The following is an 18,005-nucleotide window of genomic DNA, read 5'->3' on the forward strand; positions in this document are numbered from 1 at the left end:
TCCGTTTCAGCTTTTAAATACTATAAACCCAATCTCCTTAGGATGATCCATAAATATGAGATTTGAAGGGTATTTTAGCACCCGTATCAGAACTAGGATATCGCCGCCGGCTGCTGAGGTAAGAAAAATACCTGAAACTAGTAACCAGCCGTTAGCTGTTACCATGGCGATAATTATTGGGATTACGCCAGTAATAAGCCCTGGCATTATGCCTCCTAGCATGTAGTGTTTGCGTTTCATTGGTTCGTTGCAATGGCAGTAGGGAGTAAGGTATGACCATTTAATCCCAAAATGTATGGACTTGAATCCGTTTTTTGCAAAAAAAGCCCACGTTACACCATGTAATCCCTCGTGTATGAATATAAGCAGAACGAATGCAACCAAAATTTGCAGCTGGTGATTTTTCAAAAAAATCACACCGTTGGCAAGTGGCTCAAAACCATAAATAAGAACAAAGGGGATAATTGCAATTGCTGCAATTGGGAAGAGCATTAAAAGGGCTAGCCTGTTAGCCTTGCCAACCTCTATAACCTCTTCTGTTTGATTGGTGTCTATTTCCATTAATGAATATAACAATAATTTCAAAGTTAAATTCAATTATTCTATCATTAAACTATTTTGATAAAATTTTTAATAGAAATTTGGATTATTAAAATCCTAAAATATTTTAAATTTACAAAACTATGTACTCTGGAAAAAGTAATGAGATTTTTATAATCTTTAAACCATGGTTCGTTAAAATCATCTAATTAATTGAGTTATTTATATTGTACGATATTACATATTTCTTGAGTCTATTAATGGATTTTAAGTAAAAATTTCTATGAAACTTCTTATGTTATCCTTAATGATCAACTCTTTTTTGATTAGTGCTTGCGGTACAAATGCTTTAACTAAACGGACGATACATTCCGAAATTGTCAAACTTGCTCAGCAAAATAATTTTTCGGGATCACTCTTAATAGCATTTAATGACTCTGTAATTGTAAACTATGCTAGAGGATATCTGAATAGTAATAAAAAAGAGGAGATAACAACCGAAACTCCAATAGCAATAGCTTCAATTACAAAATTGTTTGTGAAACATTCAATATTTTTGCTTGAGGAGCAAGGAAAATTAAGTTTGAACGATAAGTTAAGCAAGTTTAGGTCAGATATTCAATACTCTGATTCCATTACTATATCCGATTTGATATTTCATTCATCAGGGCTACCAGACATCCACAATGAAATTGCGATGTTTAATGACCCATGGTCTTTGAATAAACAAGTAAACACCGAAGATCTTTTCTCATTAATTAAGTCCCTTAATTATATTCATTTTAAACCAGGCACAAATTCAAGATATTCTAATAGTAACTATTTGATTTTAGCAGACATAATTGAAAGCATAAGTGGAATGTCCCTTGACATTTTTTTAGATAAAAACATTTTTACTCCTTATGGTATGAAAAGCACGGGATTATACAAAGAACATAGTTCAATTCCGGGGCATGCACAGGGTTTTTATCGTCACAATAATGAAACTGTCTGGTTGCCAGATTTTAACTTTAAAAACTTTTGGGGAACAGGAAATGCATATTCAACCCCGTACGATTTGTATAAATATATGATTAATGTTAAAAATGGTCTAAATCCTAAGTATAGCAAACAGTTAATTCAGCATACGGGTTACTATCTAGGATATAGAACTTTACTGAAATCTATACCTGAACTTGGGATTACAATTGTTGTACTTTCAAACAATGGGAATTTCAATCCTGATATTATTCTTAATTCCGCTTTAAACTATATTGTTGAAGAAATCTCTAAAAACGTCATAAAGAGTTCATGTACTTCTTTTACAGGCAAATACTCAGCAGAGAGATTTCATAGAAAAATAGAAATAGTAGTTACTGAAAAAGAAGGAAATTTATTCGTAAATAACATGCATGCACTCCAAGTATCGCAGAATGTATTTTTACTTCTCCAAAATGGTTATGTAACTTTAACCTTTAGTACAATGCCAAATAATTCGATATCTATAGAAATGAATGATAATGGAAATATATTTATATTTGAGAAAAGTAAATTATAATCTTTTATAATGAGTAGAGATTTGATTATTATACTTAGTAGTATAGGCGTTATTAATAGTTTAATACTTTCAATATTTGTATTTTTTTTCCCTATAGGAAATAGAACTTCTAATAGAATTCTGGCATTTTTAATTTTACTACTTTCCTTAAAAATAGGCAAATCTGTTCTCATTTATGTATACAATATACCCATTGATATTGTTGTTATAGGTATTCTTGCGTTTTATTGCATTGGACCTTGTGTTTACGTTTTTATTCAATCCTACAAACCTGATTTTACAGCAAGAAAGTTGGCTTTTAGTCTTCTTCACTTTGTTTTTCCTGTTGTTAATGTAGCTTTTATTCTTAGATATTTTTTCCGTACCCAAAGTATTCTTTGGGACTATTCTTTTATCTTCCTATTGGTTTTTTATCTAATTTATTGGGTTCTAAGTTTCAGGATTTATAATTACTTAGTTAAATCAACAAGCCTTAAAAATAATGACATTGATAAACTAGTAATTAAAAGTGTTTTAATTGGTACATTTGTAGTGTGGTTATCGTATTTGCTTTATTCAATTTTTAGTGAAAATCTACATAATTTACTTGGACCAACAGTATATTCCTTAGTTTTGTACTTCAGTATTTTCTTTATATACAGGTACTCTTTATTCTATAGACAATCAAAAAAGATTGAAAAATACTCTGATCAGAGTTTGAGTGTAGAGGAAAGGGATATGTACCTTAAAAAAATTTTAGAAAAATTTGAGAATGAGAAACTTTACTTGTCCCCAGATTTAACGCTTACGCAACTCTCAAGTGTGCTAAGTATTAGATATCAAACGCTTTCAAGGATCATCAATGAGCACTATAAAATGAACTTTTCAGAGTTCTTGAATTCTTATAGGATTAATCATTGTTGTAACTTGATGAGGTTAGATAAATATAGTGATGAAAAAATTGCGGCTCTTGCTTTTGAATCAGGATTTAATAGTATTTCTGCATTTAATGCAGCGTTTAAGAAGTTTACCAAACATTCACCGAGCGAGTATAGAAAAATTATTTCTAAAAAGAGTTCCTAATGTATACATTAGGTAGATAAAAAAAACGCTTCGCTATAGTTTTGCTAAAAATTTTTAGCAAAAGATGGCAAATATTGAAGTAAAAACAAGACAGTTTGATATTGATTGGTTAAGAATAATACTCATTTTAAGTGTATTCTTTTACCACATTGGGATGGTCTTCGTACCTTGGGCATGGCACATTAAAAATCAGGAAACATTGAATTGGTTAATTCAACCTATGCATTTTCTTCATCTATGGAGAATGCCATTACTTTTTTTAATCTCGGGAGTTGCTACTTATTATGCTATAGGCTCCAGGAATTCATTTGATTATATAAAAGAACGAAGTTTAAGGTTGCTGCTACCTTTAGTTGTTGGTATGTTTTTACTTGTACCAGTTCAAGTGTATATCGAAAGAATTAACAGTTACAACAGTCTATTGGATTTCTATAAGGATATGTTTAACGGAATTTATCCTCAGGGTAATTTATCTTGGCATCATTTATGGTTTATTGCTTATTTATTCATAATTAGTTTAGTTTTTAGTATTCTCATCAATTACTTTAAAAGTGACAAGTTTCTTAAGTTGAAGTCTAAGAGTGAGTGTTTCTTTAATAACTTTTATAGAATCAATTTATTAATCATCCCTACACTAATTATTCATCCTATTTTACTAAAATATTATCCAAATCAAACAAATGACATTATTAACGATTGGGCTTGGCTCGTCTTTTACTTTACTTTTTTCATTTTAGGTTTCGCAATAATATCAAGCAATATTGTTAGAAATAATATAAGTAGAGAAAGAAGAAAGTTCCTTATTCAAGCCATTTTTTTAACGGTAATCGTTTTTTCAATCATAATAATTATTAAAAATGGATCTTCTGACAACTTATATCTTTTAAGATTAATAAATAGTTATGCTGATATTTTATTGATTTGGGCTTGTAGTATGGTTGCAATAGGTTACTCATCGCAATACTTAAATCTCGATACTAAATTTCGAAAATATGCAACAGAAGCTATTTATCCATTCTATCTACTGCACCAACCAGTTATAGTAATTGTTGCATACCTCGTAATATCATTGAATATTGGTGTTGCACTTAAATCAGTTTTAATCACAATAATATCGTTATTTTCTTGTGTGGCATTATATCATCTTATAATTAAACGTATAAACGTTCTAAGAGTAATATTTGGTCTAAAAAAGTTAAAGAAATAAACTCATGAAAATGTATTATATTTTATTAATATTATTGTTTTCAATAACAAATTATTACTCAGTAACTAATTTGTATTTTGAGAAAAAATCATTGAATATATATTACAGTAATATATCCAAGGTCAGTTTGAGGTTTGATATTTTGCTTGAAGTCTGGTCTGAAAAATTCTTAAAAAAAGACCATTCTGATTATCACAATGCATTATCAACATTAAAAAAATTAACAAACTATAATGCTTATTTAAAAACATTCAAAATTGACTTAAATCTAAAAAAGACTGTAGTTAAACTATTTTTTAACAAGTTCGAAAAATTAGATATTATAGCTGAATATTGGAAGACTTACGATAAGAAACAATCAGGTCAAATATATTTTCTTCTAATAAACTTTTTTAATAATAATATGTACTATGAAATTTCAATTAATGATGAATATTTAATAGAAATTCAAAAAGTAAACGCTATGTGTACATACTATTCTAAAGATTATAGAGAAACTCATTACTATATTGGAAAAGGAGATGCTTTTAATGAAAATAGTGATTTTGATACCTATAAGCAATCGATGATAATAGTTAAAGGGTGCGGGTTTAAAAAGTTATTCATCGATACAATTATACTCAATCAAATGAAATATATTCTTTTAGACCTAACCTTAAACATAAGGAATAGACTAATTCAAAGGCTGGTATTTTAACTATTCAATCAAACGTAACAATTAACTTAAAAACTAAATAACTGTGAAAAAAGTTAGCGGTACAACATTATTTCTTATACTCACATTTGTAATTAGTTTCTCATTGGTTGGACTATACAAATTGTTCGGGGGTCAGTATGATTATAAAATTAGTGGGATTGTTTTAGCGGTTACATATATGTTTATACCTATGATTTGTGTAATTCTTGTTAAAAAGGTAATAAAAAATGAAAGAATTTGGTCAAATCTGTTTATTTCTTTTAAAATCAATAAGTGGTTTTTCATTGCATGGTTATTAGCACCTATCTTTAGTTTTATGTCACTCGGAGTGAGTCTGTTATTCTTCGATGTTTCATATAGCCCAGAGATGGCTGGGATGATAAAACGTTTTGAAAATGTTTTAAAACCTGAACAGATAGAACAAATGAAATACTCAATAGAAACACTTCCAATTCACCCTATATGGTTGTCGGTTATTCAAGGATTAATTGCAGGAACGACAGTAAATGCAGTTACTGGGTTTGGTGAAGAACTAGGTTGGCGTGGCTTTTTACTAAAAGCATTTAGCGATATGAAATTTTTAAAAGCATCAATCCTTATTGGCTTTATATGGGGTATTTGGCATTCACCTTTAATCCTAATGGGGCACAACTATCCTCAACATCCAAAAATCGGAGTCTTTATGATGACCTTGTGGTGTATCCTGCTTACCCCAATATTCCTCTATATTACAATTAAATCAAAATCGGTAATCGCTGCTGCAATAATGCACGGAGCACTCAATGCGACAGCAGTAATAGCTGTTATGGTAATTGATGGTGGCAACGACTTGACCGTTGGAATGACTGGTTTATCAGGATTAATATCCTTGTTGTTGGTATTGTTAGGCCTTATTATTTATGACAATAACATAAGCAAGGAAAAAATTATGACAAACAAGGTAAACAAATATTTGTAGCAATAACCATTATTTACTAGCGGAAAATGAAAATACAAACAGAACAATTCTAATCAGGCGTTTAATAACTTGATAAGAGCTCGTTACGAAGTGCGAAGCGTTTCAGATTTAATGCATGGTGAGATGATTTGATTTAAAGACTATAAAAACGTTTAGTGTGTATTTATTCATTTACTAACGTTAAAACAAGATAAATTAAAGTTAATTGATTGTTTAATTAATAATTTAAATTATGAAAAGTATAATGTTTTTATGTTTGCTTTTATCATTTAAACTGTCATATTCACAAAACCAATTTTTACTATTGGAGTCGAATAATCTTAAAAACATGGATAGAACTCGGGTTTTTGCTCCCAATACTCTTTCGACAGATTTAAATGACTGTAAAGTAACAATAAATAGCAAAGGTGATGAGCTTGTTTTTCAGTTACAAGTCCACCCTACAAACTTTCAGTTCTTATGTCGATGAGATTTGATGGAAATACTTGGTCGGATGCTTATGTCCTTCCCTTTTCAGGTTTGTTCAAAGATAGTGACCCATACTTAAGTCCTGACGGAGCCTACCTTTTCTTTAGTTCAAATAGACCAATTAAAGGAAACTTTCCCAACAAGGATTTTAATATCTGGTATTCAAAAAAAGAAAATGATGTTTGGGCAGAGCCAAAACCTTTGGACGAAATAATTAATACGACAAATTATGAATATTGTCCAGCTATTGCAAATAATGGTAACCTATATTTCTGTTCCGATAAACCATCAGGAGTTGGTGATAGCGATATTTATTTTTCAGAGTTTATAAATGGTGTTTATAGTGAACCTCAATGTTTGCCAGAACCATTAAATAGTAAGCAAAGCGACGAGAGCCCATATGTTGCTCCCGATGAGTCGTTTCTTCTTTACAAAAGTTATAGAGAAGGAGACTTTGGCAATGGAGATATTTATATAAGTTACAAAGATCCAAACAAAGGTTGGACAAACCCAATAAACCTTGGAGAAAAGGTAAATTCCAAAAACTTTGATTCCTCGCCCTTTATGAGTTCAAATTTTGAATACTTATTTTTTGTTAGCAATCGGATTGAACCTTACGATATGCCTGAAAATGCTTTTAAAAGCACACAAGATGTATATAATTTCTTGAGATCATATAACAATGGGCGTACAAATATTTATATTGTGAAAACAGATTATATCGAGGCACTAAAAACCCTAAAAATCAAATAATATGAAAAGAATTGTTTTTGTTATCCCAATAATTTTATTTATTGGAAATTTACATTCCCAGTCACAAAATATTGAAACTAAAGTTTCGGCTTCAAAACGGTCGCCTGAACTTTTTTTACCAGGAATTGTGTCGACTGGTTTAAATGAATTTGGATGTACATTAACTCCTACGCAAGACGAACTGTACTATTGTATTAGACATAGATCTGATTTGTTTGTTATACTAACAAGTATTTTTTCAAATGGATCTTGGTCAAATCCTAAGGTAGCAAATTTTTCAGGCTTTTATAACGATGCCGATCCATTTATTAGTGAAGATGGTAAGTATCTTTATTTCTGTTCAGATAGGCCAATAAATGATGAGGATACATTAAGAGACTGGAATATCTGGAGGCTTGAAAGGGTTGGTAAAAGCTGGGGTAATATTAAATTATTAGAGTTTAATACCCCAAACAAAAATGAAATGTATCCAACCGTTTCGTTAAATGGTAATGTATATTTCCATTCAGATTTATTAAGTCCTAATAAATTCGTTGATTTTAATAGAACAGATTTGTACTATTCTATTAATAATAATGGGAACTACTCTGGTTACGAGAAGTTGCCAATATGTTCAAATGATTTTCCTGAATGGGATCCTTTCATCTCGCCAAATGAGGACTACTTGATTTTCACAACAACAATACCTGGAGGTTTTGGAGGAGGAGATATGTACATCAGCTTTAGGTCAATTAATGGGAACTGGAGTAAGCCATTGAATATGGGAAGTGAGGTAAACTCAAACGGAATGGATTATTGTCCAAATCTAACCCCAGATAAAAAGCACATTATATTCTCAAGTTATAGATATAACCTAGACTTTACGGAGACACCCTTATCTTATGAGAAAATAATTGAAATACTTAATCGCCCACAAAACGGAAATGGAGATGTATATACTATAGATAGTAGTTTAATAATTAAATTAAAGCAATAAGATGTACGTTAAAAGTATTATCCCAGAGTTTGTTACAAAAGATATTGATAAAACTATAGAGTTTTACAATGGTATTTTGAAGTTGAACATTATATCAAAATACCCGAAGGAGAAACCTGTTTGGGTGAAGTTTGGTGTAAGAGATAGTTTTATAATGTTTGAAACAAACGAAAGCATCGGGATGGTTATACCTGAGCTTAAAGAGAAAACTATCGATGGCTCCTTCAATATTTACATTGAAGTTGAAAATATTGAGGGAATGTATGCCGAAATTAAAGATTCGGTTAATGTAATTGTTCCCTTGATTGATTCACCATTTAAGCAGTTTGCCATTAAAGACGTAAATGGGTATATCTTGCTGATAGGACAACATAATTAATGTGCGAAATCTTAAATGTCAATGCGTATTTACAAACATAATTAATAAATTAAAAGTATAAATATGAAAACACAAATTCTAATAATGAGTATTTTGATTACTCCATTATTCTCTTTTTCACAACAAGATGATGTTGAAAAAATTAAAGATGTAATTGTTCAATCCTATATTGAGGGAATATTTCTTAAAGGAGATGCATCATTAGTTAGTAAAGGATGGCATCCTGAATGCGACATTGTTATTTTTAAAAATGGAACATTAACAAAGCTTCCTGCCAAATATTGGGTTGAGAAATTTGAAAAAAAACCAGGACCTTTAGATCCTAATGTGACTTTCAAATTTACTGAGGTAAAAGTAACTGGATACGCTGCAGTTGCAATTATTGAAGTATATACTTCTGGAACGCATTTATACACTGATTATATATGTATGTATAAGTTTGAGGAAGGGTGGAGGATTGCTACTAAGATATTTTATAAACATTCATAATCATTAACATATGATAAAAATTATTAAAATAATGTTTAGGTTATTTTTTAAAACATTAATGTTGTTATTATTTTTTGTTTTTTCAGTAATCATCATATTAGTAATAACTAATATTAATTTACCTAAACAATCAAAATATCAGGATCATCTTGATAATGAACAGAAAATATATATTGCAGAATTTCAAAACTTACAAAGAAGCATTGGTGAAAATGTATACCCCGGTTGGAGCGCAATGAAAATTCCAATAATTGTATATAACGAATATTTTATTTTTCTTATTGGTTATGATAAACCGCCGAAAGGGTGGTTTAAAGTACCTCAAAATATTCAATTAGGGGGAGAATGGGAAATTGTTGATAATGATCTTTTTTTTGGAAATTCTTATTATCGTCAAAAAACAACTGATATTAAAGTTGTTCCCGAAAACTTTGTTGTAAAAGTAGGTGACAGATGGGTTGCCTCTCTTCAAACATATGAGTATTCTGCTGTTGCGTTTTATAATGGCTTTAAGGAGGAATTGCCTTCAGTATTAAAGCAAATTTTCCCATACCGTTTTTTTTGGAAAATGATTATGGGAACACCAGAGGATTACATTAGTACATTATCTCATGAGGCTTTTCATGCATTACAAGGTGAAAGCAATGAAAAAAAATTCAATAATGCAGAATTTTCAAACGCCCAAACTGATTCATATCCTTGGAATAATCAATCAAATATTGATGGATGGAATAACGAGGCAAAATTCCTAATGCTTGCATATGAAACTTCTGATGATTCATTAGCAAAGTTGTATTTAAATAAATTCATCGAGGCTAGAGATAAAAGAAGAGAATTAGCACACATTTCAGATCAGTGTGTATTATTTGAAAAGCAAAGAGAATGGTTAGAGGGTACTGCTAAATATGCTGAGTTATCAATTGGAGTTGAGGCTGCAAAAAGTAAAAAATATACACCATTTCCCCAAATTAAAGATTTTAAAAAATTTAATTATTATGAAAATAGGGTTATTTTTTTTAAAAAGCAAATTAATGAAATCTCAAGAAATATGAATAGACAGGACGAAAACAAATTTTACTATTCAGGATTAATTCAATCGTTGATTTTGGATAGATTTGATAAGAATTGGAAGACTAAGATATTGATTGATAACCTATATTTAGAAGATTTATTAAGAATGATTAAATAGTTTTATTACATAATTAAATAATAGCTAATGTTAATTCCATTAAACTTAACCAAACATGTTCATAAAAATTACAATAGTTAAGTCATGAAAGCATCTCTAATATGTTTGTTATCATTAGTAACTTCAACAATGTCATGTCTAGCGCAAAATCCAACCCAAACAATACGTGGGGTAGTTTACGATGTAATTACCAAAAAACCACTTCCTGGTGCAAATATTATTCTTATTGATAAAAACAGAGGGGTTACTTCCGATTTGGATGGCAGATTTCTACTAGAAAAGGTTGAGGTGGGTCGATATAACCTACAAGTTAGCTTTATGGGGTATGAACCTTTGATAATTCCTGAACTCCTGGTTGGATCGGGAAGAGAGGTTGTGCTTGATTTAGGCTTGGAGCAATCCGTATCGGAACTTGAGGGCATAGTGGTAAAGGCAACCATCCGTAAGGATAAGCCCATAAACAGCATGGCAACCGTAAGCGCCCGCACATTCTCGGTTGAGGAGGCAAGGCGATACGCAGGTGCGCTCGATGATCCGGGTAGAATGGCCGGTAACTTCGCTGGGGTTACTCCTGTTGCCGCTCACCAAAATGCCATTGTGGTTAGAGGCAATGCACCAAAGGGATTGCTTTGGAGGTTGGAAGGGGTCGATATTCCTGTGCCAAGCCATTTCTCGGGCTCAAATATTGCGGGTGGCGGTGGATTAACAATGTTTAGTAGCCAGCTGCTGGCCAACTCCGATTTCTATACGGGCGCTTTCCCCGCCGAGTTCGGAAACGCCTCAGCAGGTGTTTTCGATATGAAGTTGCGTAATGGCAATAGCCAAAGGCACGAGTACGCTTTCCAAGTTGGTGTTCAGGGAATTGAAGCCGCAGCCGAGGGGCCATTTAAAAAGAATCAAGGCAGTTCATTCCTCATCAACTATCGCTACTCAACAATGGCTCTAATCTTCCCACTTCTGCCTGAGGTGAAGGGGGCCAACGAACTACCAATTTATCAGGATCTATCATTTAAAATTCATTTGCCAACGGCAAAGGCTGGGCAGTTTTCAATATGGGGAATAGGAGGGTTAAGCGAAAGTAGTATGAAAGGCTACAACGAGGTTGATGAATGGATATACCCCGAAAACAGGGTGAAAATGAAGTTCAACTACAATATGGGAGTTGCAGGGATTACCCACACCCAAGGCCTTACCACAAAGGCACATCTAAGAACAACCCTCGCCCTAAATTCAGGGCAACATAAGTACAAAGAGGAGTCTAGATTATTTGAAGAAACACCATCGGTTTTGCATCCCCTGTTTTATGTTGAGAGTACAGAGGGAATGGTAACAATAAACTCAACACTATCCATTGCATCATCATCTCGTTTAAGTTTTAAAACTGGTTTTGATGCCAACCTGCATTTCTATTCGTTAAATGGCGATTCAAGAGATTTCCAAACTGGCGATTACGGAAACTTTTTGAGTGGTGATGGAGCCTGTACCGTTGTAAAGGCATTTGCTCAGGCAAAGTATTCAGTAACTCAAAACTTCTACTTCAACGCCGGGGCAAACGTGTCGTGGTTTGAACTGAATAATGTACTACGGGTTGAACCACGCCTGTCGGCCAGTTGGCAGGCAAACCCTAAAAATCGGCTATCTGTAGGATACGGTAACCATAGTCAGATAGAGCCGCTATTCGTTTACTTTGTAACTAAAACCAATTCCCAAACAGGAGAATCGTACTTCCCCAATATGAAACTGAAGAGAATGGGGGCGCACCACTTTGTGCTGGGTTACGATTTCTCGCCAGTTCAACATCTTCGCATTAAGGTCGAGCCATACTACCAATACCTTTATAATGTTCCGGTTGTTGTTGGGGAAATGTACTCGATGATAAACTTCATGAGCGACTGGACGTTCGATAAATCGTTAGCAAATGAAGGGGAAGGCCAAAATATTGGGATTGATGTAACTCTAGAACGTTTCCTAAAAGATAGATGCTATTACCTTATCACTTCTTCGTTATATAAGTCGGAATACACAGATGGTAACGGCGTCAAACGTAAATCAAGATATAGCGGTGGCTATGTAATAAATCTGGTTGGAGGGAAAGAATGGACAATAGGGGGAAAAAATCTGCTAGGGATAAATTTCAAAGTAGCTTTTTTTGGTCCCTACTGGCACCAACCTGTTGATATTGAAGAAACCCAGTTAAGGGGCGATATTGTTTACAACGAGCAAATGCCATTCATTTATCGGCATTCAACACTCGAAACCATATCCGATTTAACGATAACTTACCGTATCAATCACATGGAAGCATCCTCGGTATTTGCCTTACAGGTAAAGAATATAATTGGCAAGCAGTACTTGGGAAAGAAGTACAATCTGCAAACCCAAGAGGTAGAGGACGATTTTTTTACTAGTCCAGTGCCTTTTGTTAGCTACAAAATAGAGTTTTAAATATTGGTTAGTATGAGTAAAGTTCAAAACATACTAATATTCATCTTCTTAATCCTACTGGACTTTGGAAATATTGCCAAAGGAATAGCAAGCCCCAGAGAGAATTCTGAAACCGAATTTTTTGTACAGCTTAACAAGGAAATCCCTTCTCTTATGTCGTTGTACAAGATCCCGGGCGCAATTGTTGCGGTTATTAAGAATGGGAAAGTGGCATTTACAAACGCCTATGGGTATGCCAATGTTGAAACAGGCCGAAGAATGTCAACATCTGATATTTGTCGTGTTGAATCCATATCAAAATCGGTAACGGCGTGGGGTGTAATGAAGCTGGTTGAGCAGGGTAAAATTGATCTCGACACACCAGTTGTAGAATATTTAAAGACTTGGGAATTCCCAAAATCGAACTTTTCCACAACCAGAATAACGACTCGACATTTACTTAACCATACTTCGGGTTTGTCCTTGGGTACAATTGGTGTGCGATACGTCCCAACAGAGCAAATGCCATCGCTAAAGGAAAGCCTAACCCAGAATGCTCTGTCAAATTGCGAACCTGGTTTACGATTTGAATACTCTAACGTGGGGTACCATCTCCTTGAGTTGCTAATTGAAGAGGTAACAGGTATGAGTTTCTCCCAATATATGGAGCAAGAGGTTTTGCTTCCCCTGGGAATGAAGCACTCCAGCTTCGAATGGCGTAGCAGTTTTGCCAACAGTATTCCCAACGGATACGATTTTCTGAGCAATCCAATTGTTCCCTATGTTTACCCCGAGAAGGCCTCGGGTGGGCTATTTTCCACCGTTGACGATATTGCCAAATTTGTTTGTGCTGGAATGATGAATTCTGAAAATATTGGCAATGTGCTAAACCAAAAAAGCATCCTTCAGCTCCACGCATCCTCGGTAAATAGGCTTGGTTTCTATGGACTTGCATTCGATTCCTACGGATTTGGTCATTTTTTAGAGGACTTACCCAATGGAAAGCTGGCGGTTGCACACGGCGGGCAGGGAACGGGGTGGATGACCCACTTCCACGCTATTCCCGAAACAGGCGATGCTATTGTAATTCTTACCAATAGCCAGCGAAGCTGGCCATTCTTTGCAAAAGTGCTAACCCGCTGGGTGCAATACGCAGGATATGAGCGAGTTGGGATGAGCATAATTTACACCAGCGAAAAGATTCTTTGGGTAGCGTTAGGCCTTCTAATCCTACTAATCTTATGGCTGGCAATACAAGTTGGATTTGGCATTAGCCAATCTTTCCGAAACTTCGCTCCGTTTTCGAAAAGAGAATACAAAAACCGAATTGTGCTCACCTTACTTTTGTTACTTATTTCTACAATTTATATCTGGGCGGTGAGTCAGGATTACATTTTCTTTACATCAATTTTCCCAAGAATTGCCAGCTTGCTGGTGTATGTTACCCCTGCACTAGCATTAAGCTTACTAATACTTGTACTATTCCCAAAAACCACTAGATAAAAATGTGACTGAATTTAACGAAATGGTTACCGATGTAACAAAAACAATAATTACGATGGAGGTAAACGCCCTTGAACGATGGAACAATGGCGATCCCAGCGGGTTCATCGAAATATCCGATGAAGACGTTGTTTACTTCGACCCTATGTCAGAGAAGCGAATTGACGGGTTGGAAAACCTAACGGAACTGTACGAAAATATCCGAGGAAAGGTATTTGTTGAAAAGTACAAAATGATAAATCCCAAAGTGCAATGGCTCGATAGGATGGCCGTATTAACCTACAATTTAGAATCATGCATAGAGGAAAAGGTTGTAAGGTGGAACTGCACCGAGGTTTATCAACTTCAAGATGATAATAATTGGAAGATTATTCAAACCCATTGGTCGTTGACAAAAGCTGTTGAAGCGCTATAAAAAAATTGATTACTTTTAGTCGATATTCTGAAAGGGCTAACAAGGCGGAGAGGTTTTTACAATACCGATCTATTCTTTAAAACAGTAAATGCTGCCATTGAGCAATACAGCAGCAAGGGCTTTACAATAATTTACATTCAGCATATTAACAAGATGCTAACTCCCAACACCACCGATTGGGAAATTGATAACAGGGTAAATATGTGTTCAGAGAGGATCGTTCTACAAAAAAATCACGGGAATGCTTTTACAAATACCGATCTTGATAGTATATTGTCATCAAAAAACGTTGATGAAATTTTGGTTTGTGGCCTATCAACGCAGCACTGCTTAAAGTTCACCTGCCTAGGCGGAGTAAAAAATGGTTTCGGTGTTTCAATCCTTAAAAATGGTCATTCCAACTGGGCAAAGAATGCCGCAGAGCTGGTTAAGAAAACAGAGAATGAACTCACCTTGATGGGCGTTAAAATATTTGAACTAAAAAATAATCAATTACAACTCAAATCATAATCGTTATGAAAACTTTTCAAATCATCATCATTGTTGTTGCAGCAATAGTTGCATTTGTTTTAGGCTTTGCAGCCTACTGGGGTGTATTTAGGAGCATCCAATTTAGTGTGGTTGAACAGGGTGGCGAAACCCTTGTATACGAAGAGATGACGGGCGATTACCGCCAAAGCGGTGTGGTTATGGATAGGGTTTACTACTCTCTGCTTAACGATTACAAAATCGAAACCTTCAAGGGTTTTGGAATCTATTACGATAATCCGCAAAAAGTTGAAACCAGCAAGTTGCGCTCCGAGTTAGGTTGTATCTTGGAAGAATCTGACATTCACAGGGTAAGCGAACTAGAGGGCAACTTCAAAATCAAAACCTGCCCCAAAGGCAAGTACATTGTGGCAGAGTTCCCCTACAGGGGAAAGCTATCGGTAATATTTGGCATTATGAAGGTTTACCCTGCATTGAACAAATACGTTAAGGAGAATGGATTCGATGAAGAAGGAGCAATTATGGAAATTTATGATATACCAAAAAAGAAAATTGAATATAGAAAAGCAATTTTGTAAAGGATTTTAAAAATTTAAATTTTTATGTAAAGGTGAAAAATCGAGGGGGTGTTTTCGCAAAATAACGATCCCCCTGTTTTATAAAAATTCTCAACATAATAGACAAAATTCAGTTTATTTAGATGGTTTATTCTAATAGACACATTTAGCTCATTTATTTTTTTAATGTTTTACAAAAGAAGCATCTTTAATTAATATTTTTGTTTGTCAGGTAAGCAGAATCAGAAAGAATCTGTTTATAACTACATGTTAGTAATACCTTAACAGTTTGGGATGGTCTAGAAGGCTTACCGCTAATAAACCCATATTTATTGACTATTTCAAGAGTAAATGCTTTTTATAAAGTACAATTATTTTGTTTGCGACCTAACCCTCCAAAAAAAAAGTTGATGGTAAAGGTTGCATTTAAAAATTTGGTTTCCATCCCTTTATTCATTATCCTTCCCTTTAGTAAAAGCAAAATTTTTTGTTCATAACCTTCAAATCCTCCAAAGTTTGATATTTCTTGGAGTAAATACTATGCCATCCTGAAAAATGTCCCTTAAGCCTAAATTTATTCTCTTAAGAATCCTATCAACTTTATTAACCCATCAATTATCAACTATACCAGTATCACAGTACTACACAAAGTTACACGGTGTTTCTCAGTGTAATTCAGCAAAATCTGCGTTATCTGTGTTCCATTCCATTACACCATCAACTAATTCCTATTTAAGGGCAAAATGCAGTTGCCTTTCTCGCATAGGTCTATGGCTTTAATCAGGGTTTCGTCAATATATCGAATGTAGGGGTAAAAGCCCTCGTTGTCGATGATATTTCGGGCAATGGTTGCCTTTAGTTGGGTTTCAATAATCAGCTTTGATTTGGCTAAATCATTGGAATCAGGATCAACCCCATTTTGTTTAGCAAAGGCAACAAAATCGGCCATAATATTAAACTTTTTGAGGTAACGGTCAACCTCGTCGAAACTCTTCATGCCACGGGTTTGCTTCCTGTGCTCATCGGCAAACTTAAAGGCGTAGCGGTAAATAAGGTTTCGGCGCGAAACCTGCTGATAGTAGGGGGTGATTCCAGCAGTATCGAGTGGAACAAAGAAATCGGGCATGATTCCGCCTCCGCCGTAAACCGTTCTGCCGCCAACGGTGTAATACTTGAGCGAATCGGCAAACTGAATGCTATCGGCATTCTGAAACTCTCCATGCAGGTAACGGTTTCCAATTTCGTAAAAGTATTCCTCGTCGCCAGGTTTGTATGGTTTTTGGATGCTACGCCCCGAAGGGGTGTAATAGCGGGCAATGGTTAGCCTAAGGGCTGAGCCATCGGAAAAGTAAACCTGCTCCTGCACCAATCCTTTACCGAACGAACGACGACCAACTATGATTCCACGGTCGTTATCCTGTATTGCACCAGCAAGAATTTCACTCGCCGATGCCGAGAATTCATCGATAAGAATGGTGAGTGGTAAATCCTGAAAGAAACCTTTTCCGTTCGATTTTGCTTCCTGTCGTGGACGGTTTTTCCCCTGGGTGTAAACAATCAACCTGTTGGCAGGAAGAAACTCATTGGCAATGTTAATGGCTGCATCCATGTAGCCTCCACTATTACTGCGTAGGTCGAGAATAAGCTTGGTCATGCCCTTTTCGGTTAGCTTTACCATTGCCTCAAGGAACTCCTTGTAGGTGGTTTTGGCAAAGGTGTTGATTTTGATATAACCAATATCCTTTGTGGGCATATAGGCTACATCAACGCTATAAATGGGTATTTTATCCCTGACAATGTCAAAATCTATTAGATCAGGAACGTCGGTTCGCTTAATGCTTACCTTTACTCTTGTTCCGGTAGGTCCTTTAAGCAGCTTAGGAACACTATCCATGGGGAATTTTACACCGGCAATGTTCTTCCCGTTTACCTTAACAATTCTATCGCCGGCCAGTATTCCTAATTTTTCCGATGGGCCACCGGGAATGGTGTTAATAACCACTACAGTATCGTTGTTCATATTAAACTGGATACCAATACCGTCGAAGCCTCCCTCCAGTGGTTCATTTACCGATTGTAAATCCTTAGCCGGTATGTAAACCGAGTGAGGGTCGAGGTTTTTAAGCACTGCTGGTATGGTATTCTCAACTAAAGTCTCCGTTGAAATGGTATCGACATACTCATCGGCAATGTAACGAATAACGTTGCTGAGCTTATCGGTGCGTGGGTAAACGAGTAGGTTGGGTTTCTCAACTCTTCCGCCTAGAATCAGCCCAAGGGCAACTCCAATAACTAGCACAATGGCTATGACTACTGGGTAAATAATATCTTTCCTAGAGTTTGGGTAGCTCATGGTATTTCA

16 protein-coding genes and 1 pseudogene are annotated in these 18,005 nt (G+C 34.8%); 15 read left to right on the forward strand and 2 right to left on the reverse strand.

Translation table 11 applies throughout. The features are described 5' to 3' along the window. Window positions 1–6 precede the first annotated feature (6 nt). Window positions 7–561: a DUF3267 domain-containing protein gene (locus AB6811_RS05205; RefSeq protein ID WP_369489383.1), complete on the reverse strand. Its 555-nt coding sequence runs from the start codon at window positions 559–561 to the stop codon at window positions 7–9. A gap of 262 nt (window positions 562–823) precedes the next feature. Between AB6811_RS05205 and AB6811_RS05210 the strand changes: the two genes are divergently transcribed. The 15 genes and pseudogenes from AB6811_RS05210 to AB6811_RS05280 all read left to right on the forward strand — a co-directional run bounded on the left by AB6811_RS05210 (window position 824) and on the right by AB6811_RS05280 (window position 15,664). After that, on the forward strand, window positions 824–2,077 hold the full coding sequence (locus tag AB6811_RS05210; protein ID WP_369489384.1) for a serine hydrolase domain-containing protein: 1,254 nt from the start codon (window positions 824–826) through the stop codon (window positions 2,075–2,077). Between the two features lie 9 nt (window positions 2,078–2,086). Continuing rightward, window positions 2,087–3,139, forward strand: a complete 1,053-nt coding sequence (locus tag AB6811_RS05215; protein WP_369489385.1) for a helix-turn-helix domain-containing protein — start codon at window positions 2,087–2,089, stop codon at window positions 3,137–3,139. Window positions 3,140–3,203: 64 nt separating this feature from the next. Further along, window positions 3,204–4,346, forward strand: coding sequence for an acyltransferase family protein (locus AB6811_RS05220; RefSeq protein WP_369489386.1), 1,143 nt, complete (start codon window positions 3,204–3,206; stop codon window positions 4,344–4,346). Between the two features lie 4 nt (window positions 4,347–4,350). Continuing rightward, complete coding sequence (locus AB6811_RS05225) at window positions 4,351–5,043, forward strand: hypothetical protein (RefSeq protein WP_369489387.1); 693 nt, start codon at window positions 4,351–4,353, stop codon at window positions 5,041–5,043. A 43-nt stretch (window positions 5,044–5,086) separates the two neighbouring features. After that, complete coding sequence (locus tag AB6811_RS05230) at window positions 5,087–6,001, forward strand: CPBP family intramembrane glutamic endopeptidase (protein ID WP_369489388.1); 915 nt, start codon at window positions 5,087–5,089, stop codon at window positions 5,999–6,001. 459 nt (window positions 6,002–6,460) lie between these two features. Continuing rightward, window positions 6,461–7,222, forward strand: a complete 762-nt coding sequence (locus AB6811_RS05235) for a TolB-like translocation protein (RefSeq protein WP_369489389.1) — start codon at window positions 6,461–6,463, stop codon at window positions 7,220–7,222. A 1-nt stretch (window position 7,223) separates the two neighbouring features. Beyond that, window positions 7,224–8,198 carry a TolB family protein gene (locus AB6811_RS05240; protein WP_369489390.1) on the forward strand — a complete coding sequence of 325 codons (975 nt, stop codon included), beginning with the start codon at window positions 7,224–7,226 and terminating at the stop codon, window positions 8,196–8,198. 1 nt (window position 8,199) lies between these two features. Continuing rightward, window positions 8,200–8,577, forward strand: a complete 378-nt coding sequence (locus AB6811_RS05245) for a VOC family protein (protein WP_369489391.1) — start codon at window positions 8,200–8,202, stop codon at window positions 8,575–8,577. Between the two features lie 63 nt (window positions 8,578–8,640). Beyond that, the gene (locus AB6811_RS05250; protein WP_369489392.1) at window positions 8,641–9,066 is read left to right on the forward strand and encodes a nuclear transport factor 2 family protein; all 426 of its coding nucleotides are present in this window, start codon (window positions 8,641–8,643) and stop codon (window positions 9,064–9,066) included. A gap of 10 nt (window positions 9,067–9,076) precedes the next feature. Further along, complete coding sequence (locus tag AB6811_RS05255) at window positions 9,077–10,255, forward strand: hypothetical protein (RefSeq protein WP_369489393.1); 1,179 nt, start codon at window positions 9,077–9,079, stop codon at window positions 10,253–10,255. 129 nt (window positions 10,256–10,384) lie between these two features. Beyond that, a complete protein-coding gene (locus tag AB6811_RS05260) occupies window positions 10,385–12,700 on the forward strand; it encodes a TonB-dependent receptor (RefSeq protein ID WP_369489394.1) in 2,316 nt (771 codons plus the stop codon). 12 nt (window positions 12,701–12,712) lie between these two features. Next, window positions 12,713–14,182, forward strand: a complete 1,470-nt coding sequence (locus AB6811_RS05265) for a serine hydrolase domain-containing protein (RefSeq protein ID WP_369489395.1) — start codon at window positions 12,713–12,715, stop codon at window positions 14,180–14,182. Between the two features lie 4 nt (window positions 14,183–14,186). After that, a complete protein-coding gene (locus tag AB6811_RS05270; RefSeq protein ID WP_369489396.1) occupies window positions 14,187–14,597 on the forward strand; it encodes a YybH family protein in 411 nt (136 codons plus the stop codon). Between the two features lie 21 nt (window positions 14,598–14,618). Further along, window positions 14,619–15,107 (forward strand): annotated as a pseudogene (locus AB6811_RS05275) (isochorismatase family protein); the annotation flags it as partial. Between the two features lie 5 nt (window positions 15,108–15,112). Then, window positions 15,113–15,664: a GyrI-like domain-containing protein gene (locus AB6811_RS05280; RefSeq protein ID WP_369489397.1), complete on the forward strand. Its 552-nt coding sequence runs from the start codon at window positions 15,113–15,115 to the stop codon at window positions 15,662–15,664. A 700-nt stretch (window positions 15,665–16,364) separates the two neighbouring features. Here AB6811_RS05280 and AB6811_RS05285 read toward each other — a convergent pair. Beyond that, the gene (locus tag AB6811_RS05285; protein WP_369489398.1) at window positions 16,365–17,996 is read right to left on the reverse strand and encodes a S41 family peptidase; all 1,632 of its coding nucleotides are present in this window, start codon (window positions 17,994–17,996) and stop codon (window positions 16,365–16,367) included. Window positions 17,997–18,005 lie beyond the last annotated feature (9 nt).

Origin of the sequence: Tenuifilum sp. 4138str (genome assembly GCF_041102575.1) — a bacterium.
Classification (GTDB): domain Bacteria; phylum Bacteroidota; class Bacteroidia; order Bacteroidales; family Tenuifilaceae; genus Tenuifilum; species Tenuifilum osseticum.

What these genes read in the sequence shown, in the direction of transcription:
- AB6811_RS05260 (WP_369489394.1), top strand. Translation starts at nt 10,385, where the DNA reads ATGTCATGTCTAGCGCAAAATCCAACCCAAACAATACGTGGGGTAGTT.
- AB6811_RS05265 (WP_369489395.1), top strand. Translation starts at nt 12,713, where the DNA reads ATGAGTAAAGTTCAAAACATACTAATATTCATCTTCTTAATCCTACTG.
- AB6811_RS05225 (WP_369489387.1), top strand. Translation starts at nt 4,351, where the DNA reads ATGAAAATGTATTATATTTTATTAATATTATTGTTTTCAATAACAAAT.
- AB6811_RS05210 (WP_369489384.1), top strand. Translation starts at nt 824, where the DNA reads ATGAAACTTCTTATGTTATCCTTAATGATCAACTCTTTTTTGATTAGT.
- AB6811_RS05255 (WP_369489393.1), top strand. Translation starts at nt 9,077, where the DNA reads ATGATAAAAATTATTAAAATAATGTTTAGGTTATTTTTTAAAACATTA.
- AB6811_RS05280 (WP_369489397.1), top strand. Translation starts at nt 15,113, where the DNA reads ATGAAAACTTTTCAAATCATCATCATTGTTGTTGCAGCAATAGTTGCA.
- AB6811_RS05215 (WP_369489385.1), top strand. Translation starts at nt 2,087, where the DNA reads ATGAGTAGAGATTTGATTATTATACTTAGTAGTATAGGCGTTATTAAT.
- AB6811_RS05245 (WP_369489391.1), top strand. Translation starts at nt 8,200, where the DNA reads ATGTACGTTAAAAGTATTATCCCAGAGTTTGTTACAAAAGATATTGAT.
- AB6811_RS05205 (WP_369489383.1), bottom strand. Translation starts at nt 561, where the DNA reads ATGGAAATAGACACCAATCAAACAGAAGAGGTTATAGAGGTTGGCAAG.
- AB6811_RS05285 (WP_369489398.1), bottom strand. Translation starts at nt 17,996, where the DNA reads ATGAGCTACCCAAACTCTAGGAAAGATATTATTTACCCAGTAGTCATA.
- AB6811_RS05240 (WP_369489390.1), top strand. Translation starts at nt 7,224, where the DNA reads ATGAAAAGAATTGTTTTTGTTATCCCAATAATTTTATTTATTGGAAAT.
- AB6811_RS05250 (WP_369489392.1), top strand. Translation starts at nt 8,641, where the DNA reads ATGAAAACACAAATTCTAATAATGAGTATTTTGATTACTCCATTATTC.
- AB6811_RS05220 (WP_369489386.1), top strand. Translation starts at nt 3,204, where the DNA reads ATGGCAAATATTGAAGTAAAAACAAGACAGTTTGATATTGATTGGTTA.
- AB6811_RS05235 (WP_369489389.1), top strand. Translation starts at nt 6,461, where the DNA reads ATGTCGATGAGATTTGATGGAAATACTTGGTCGGATGCTTATGTCCTT.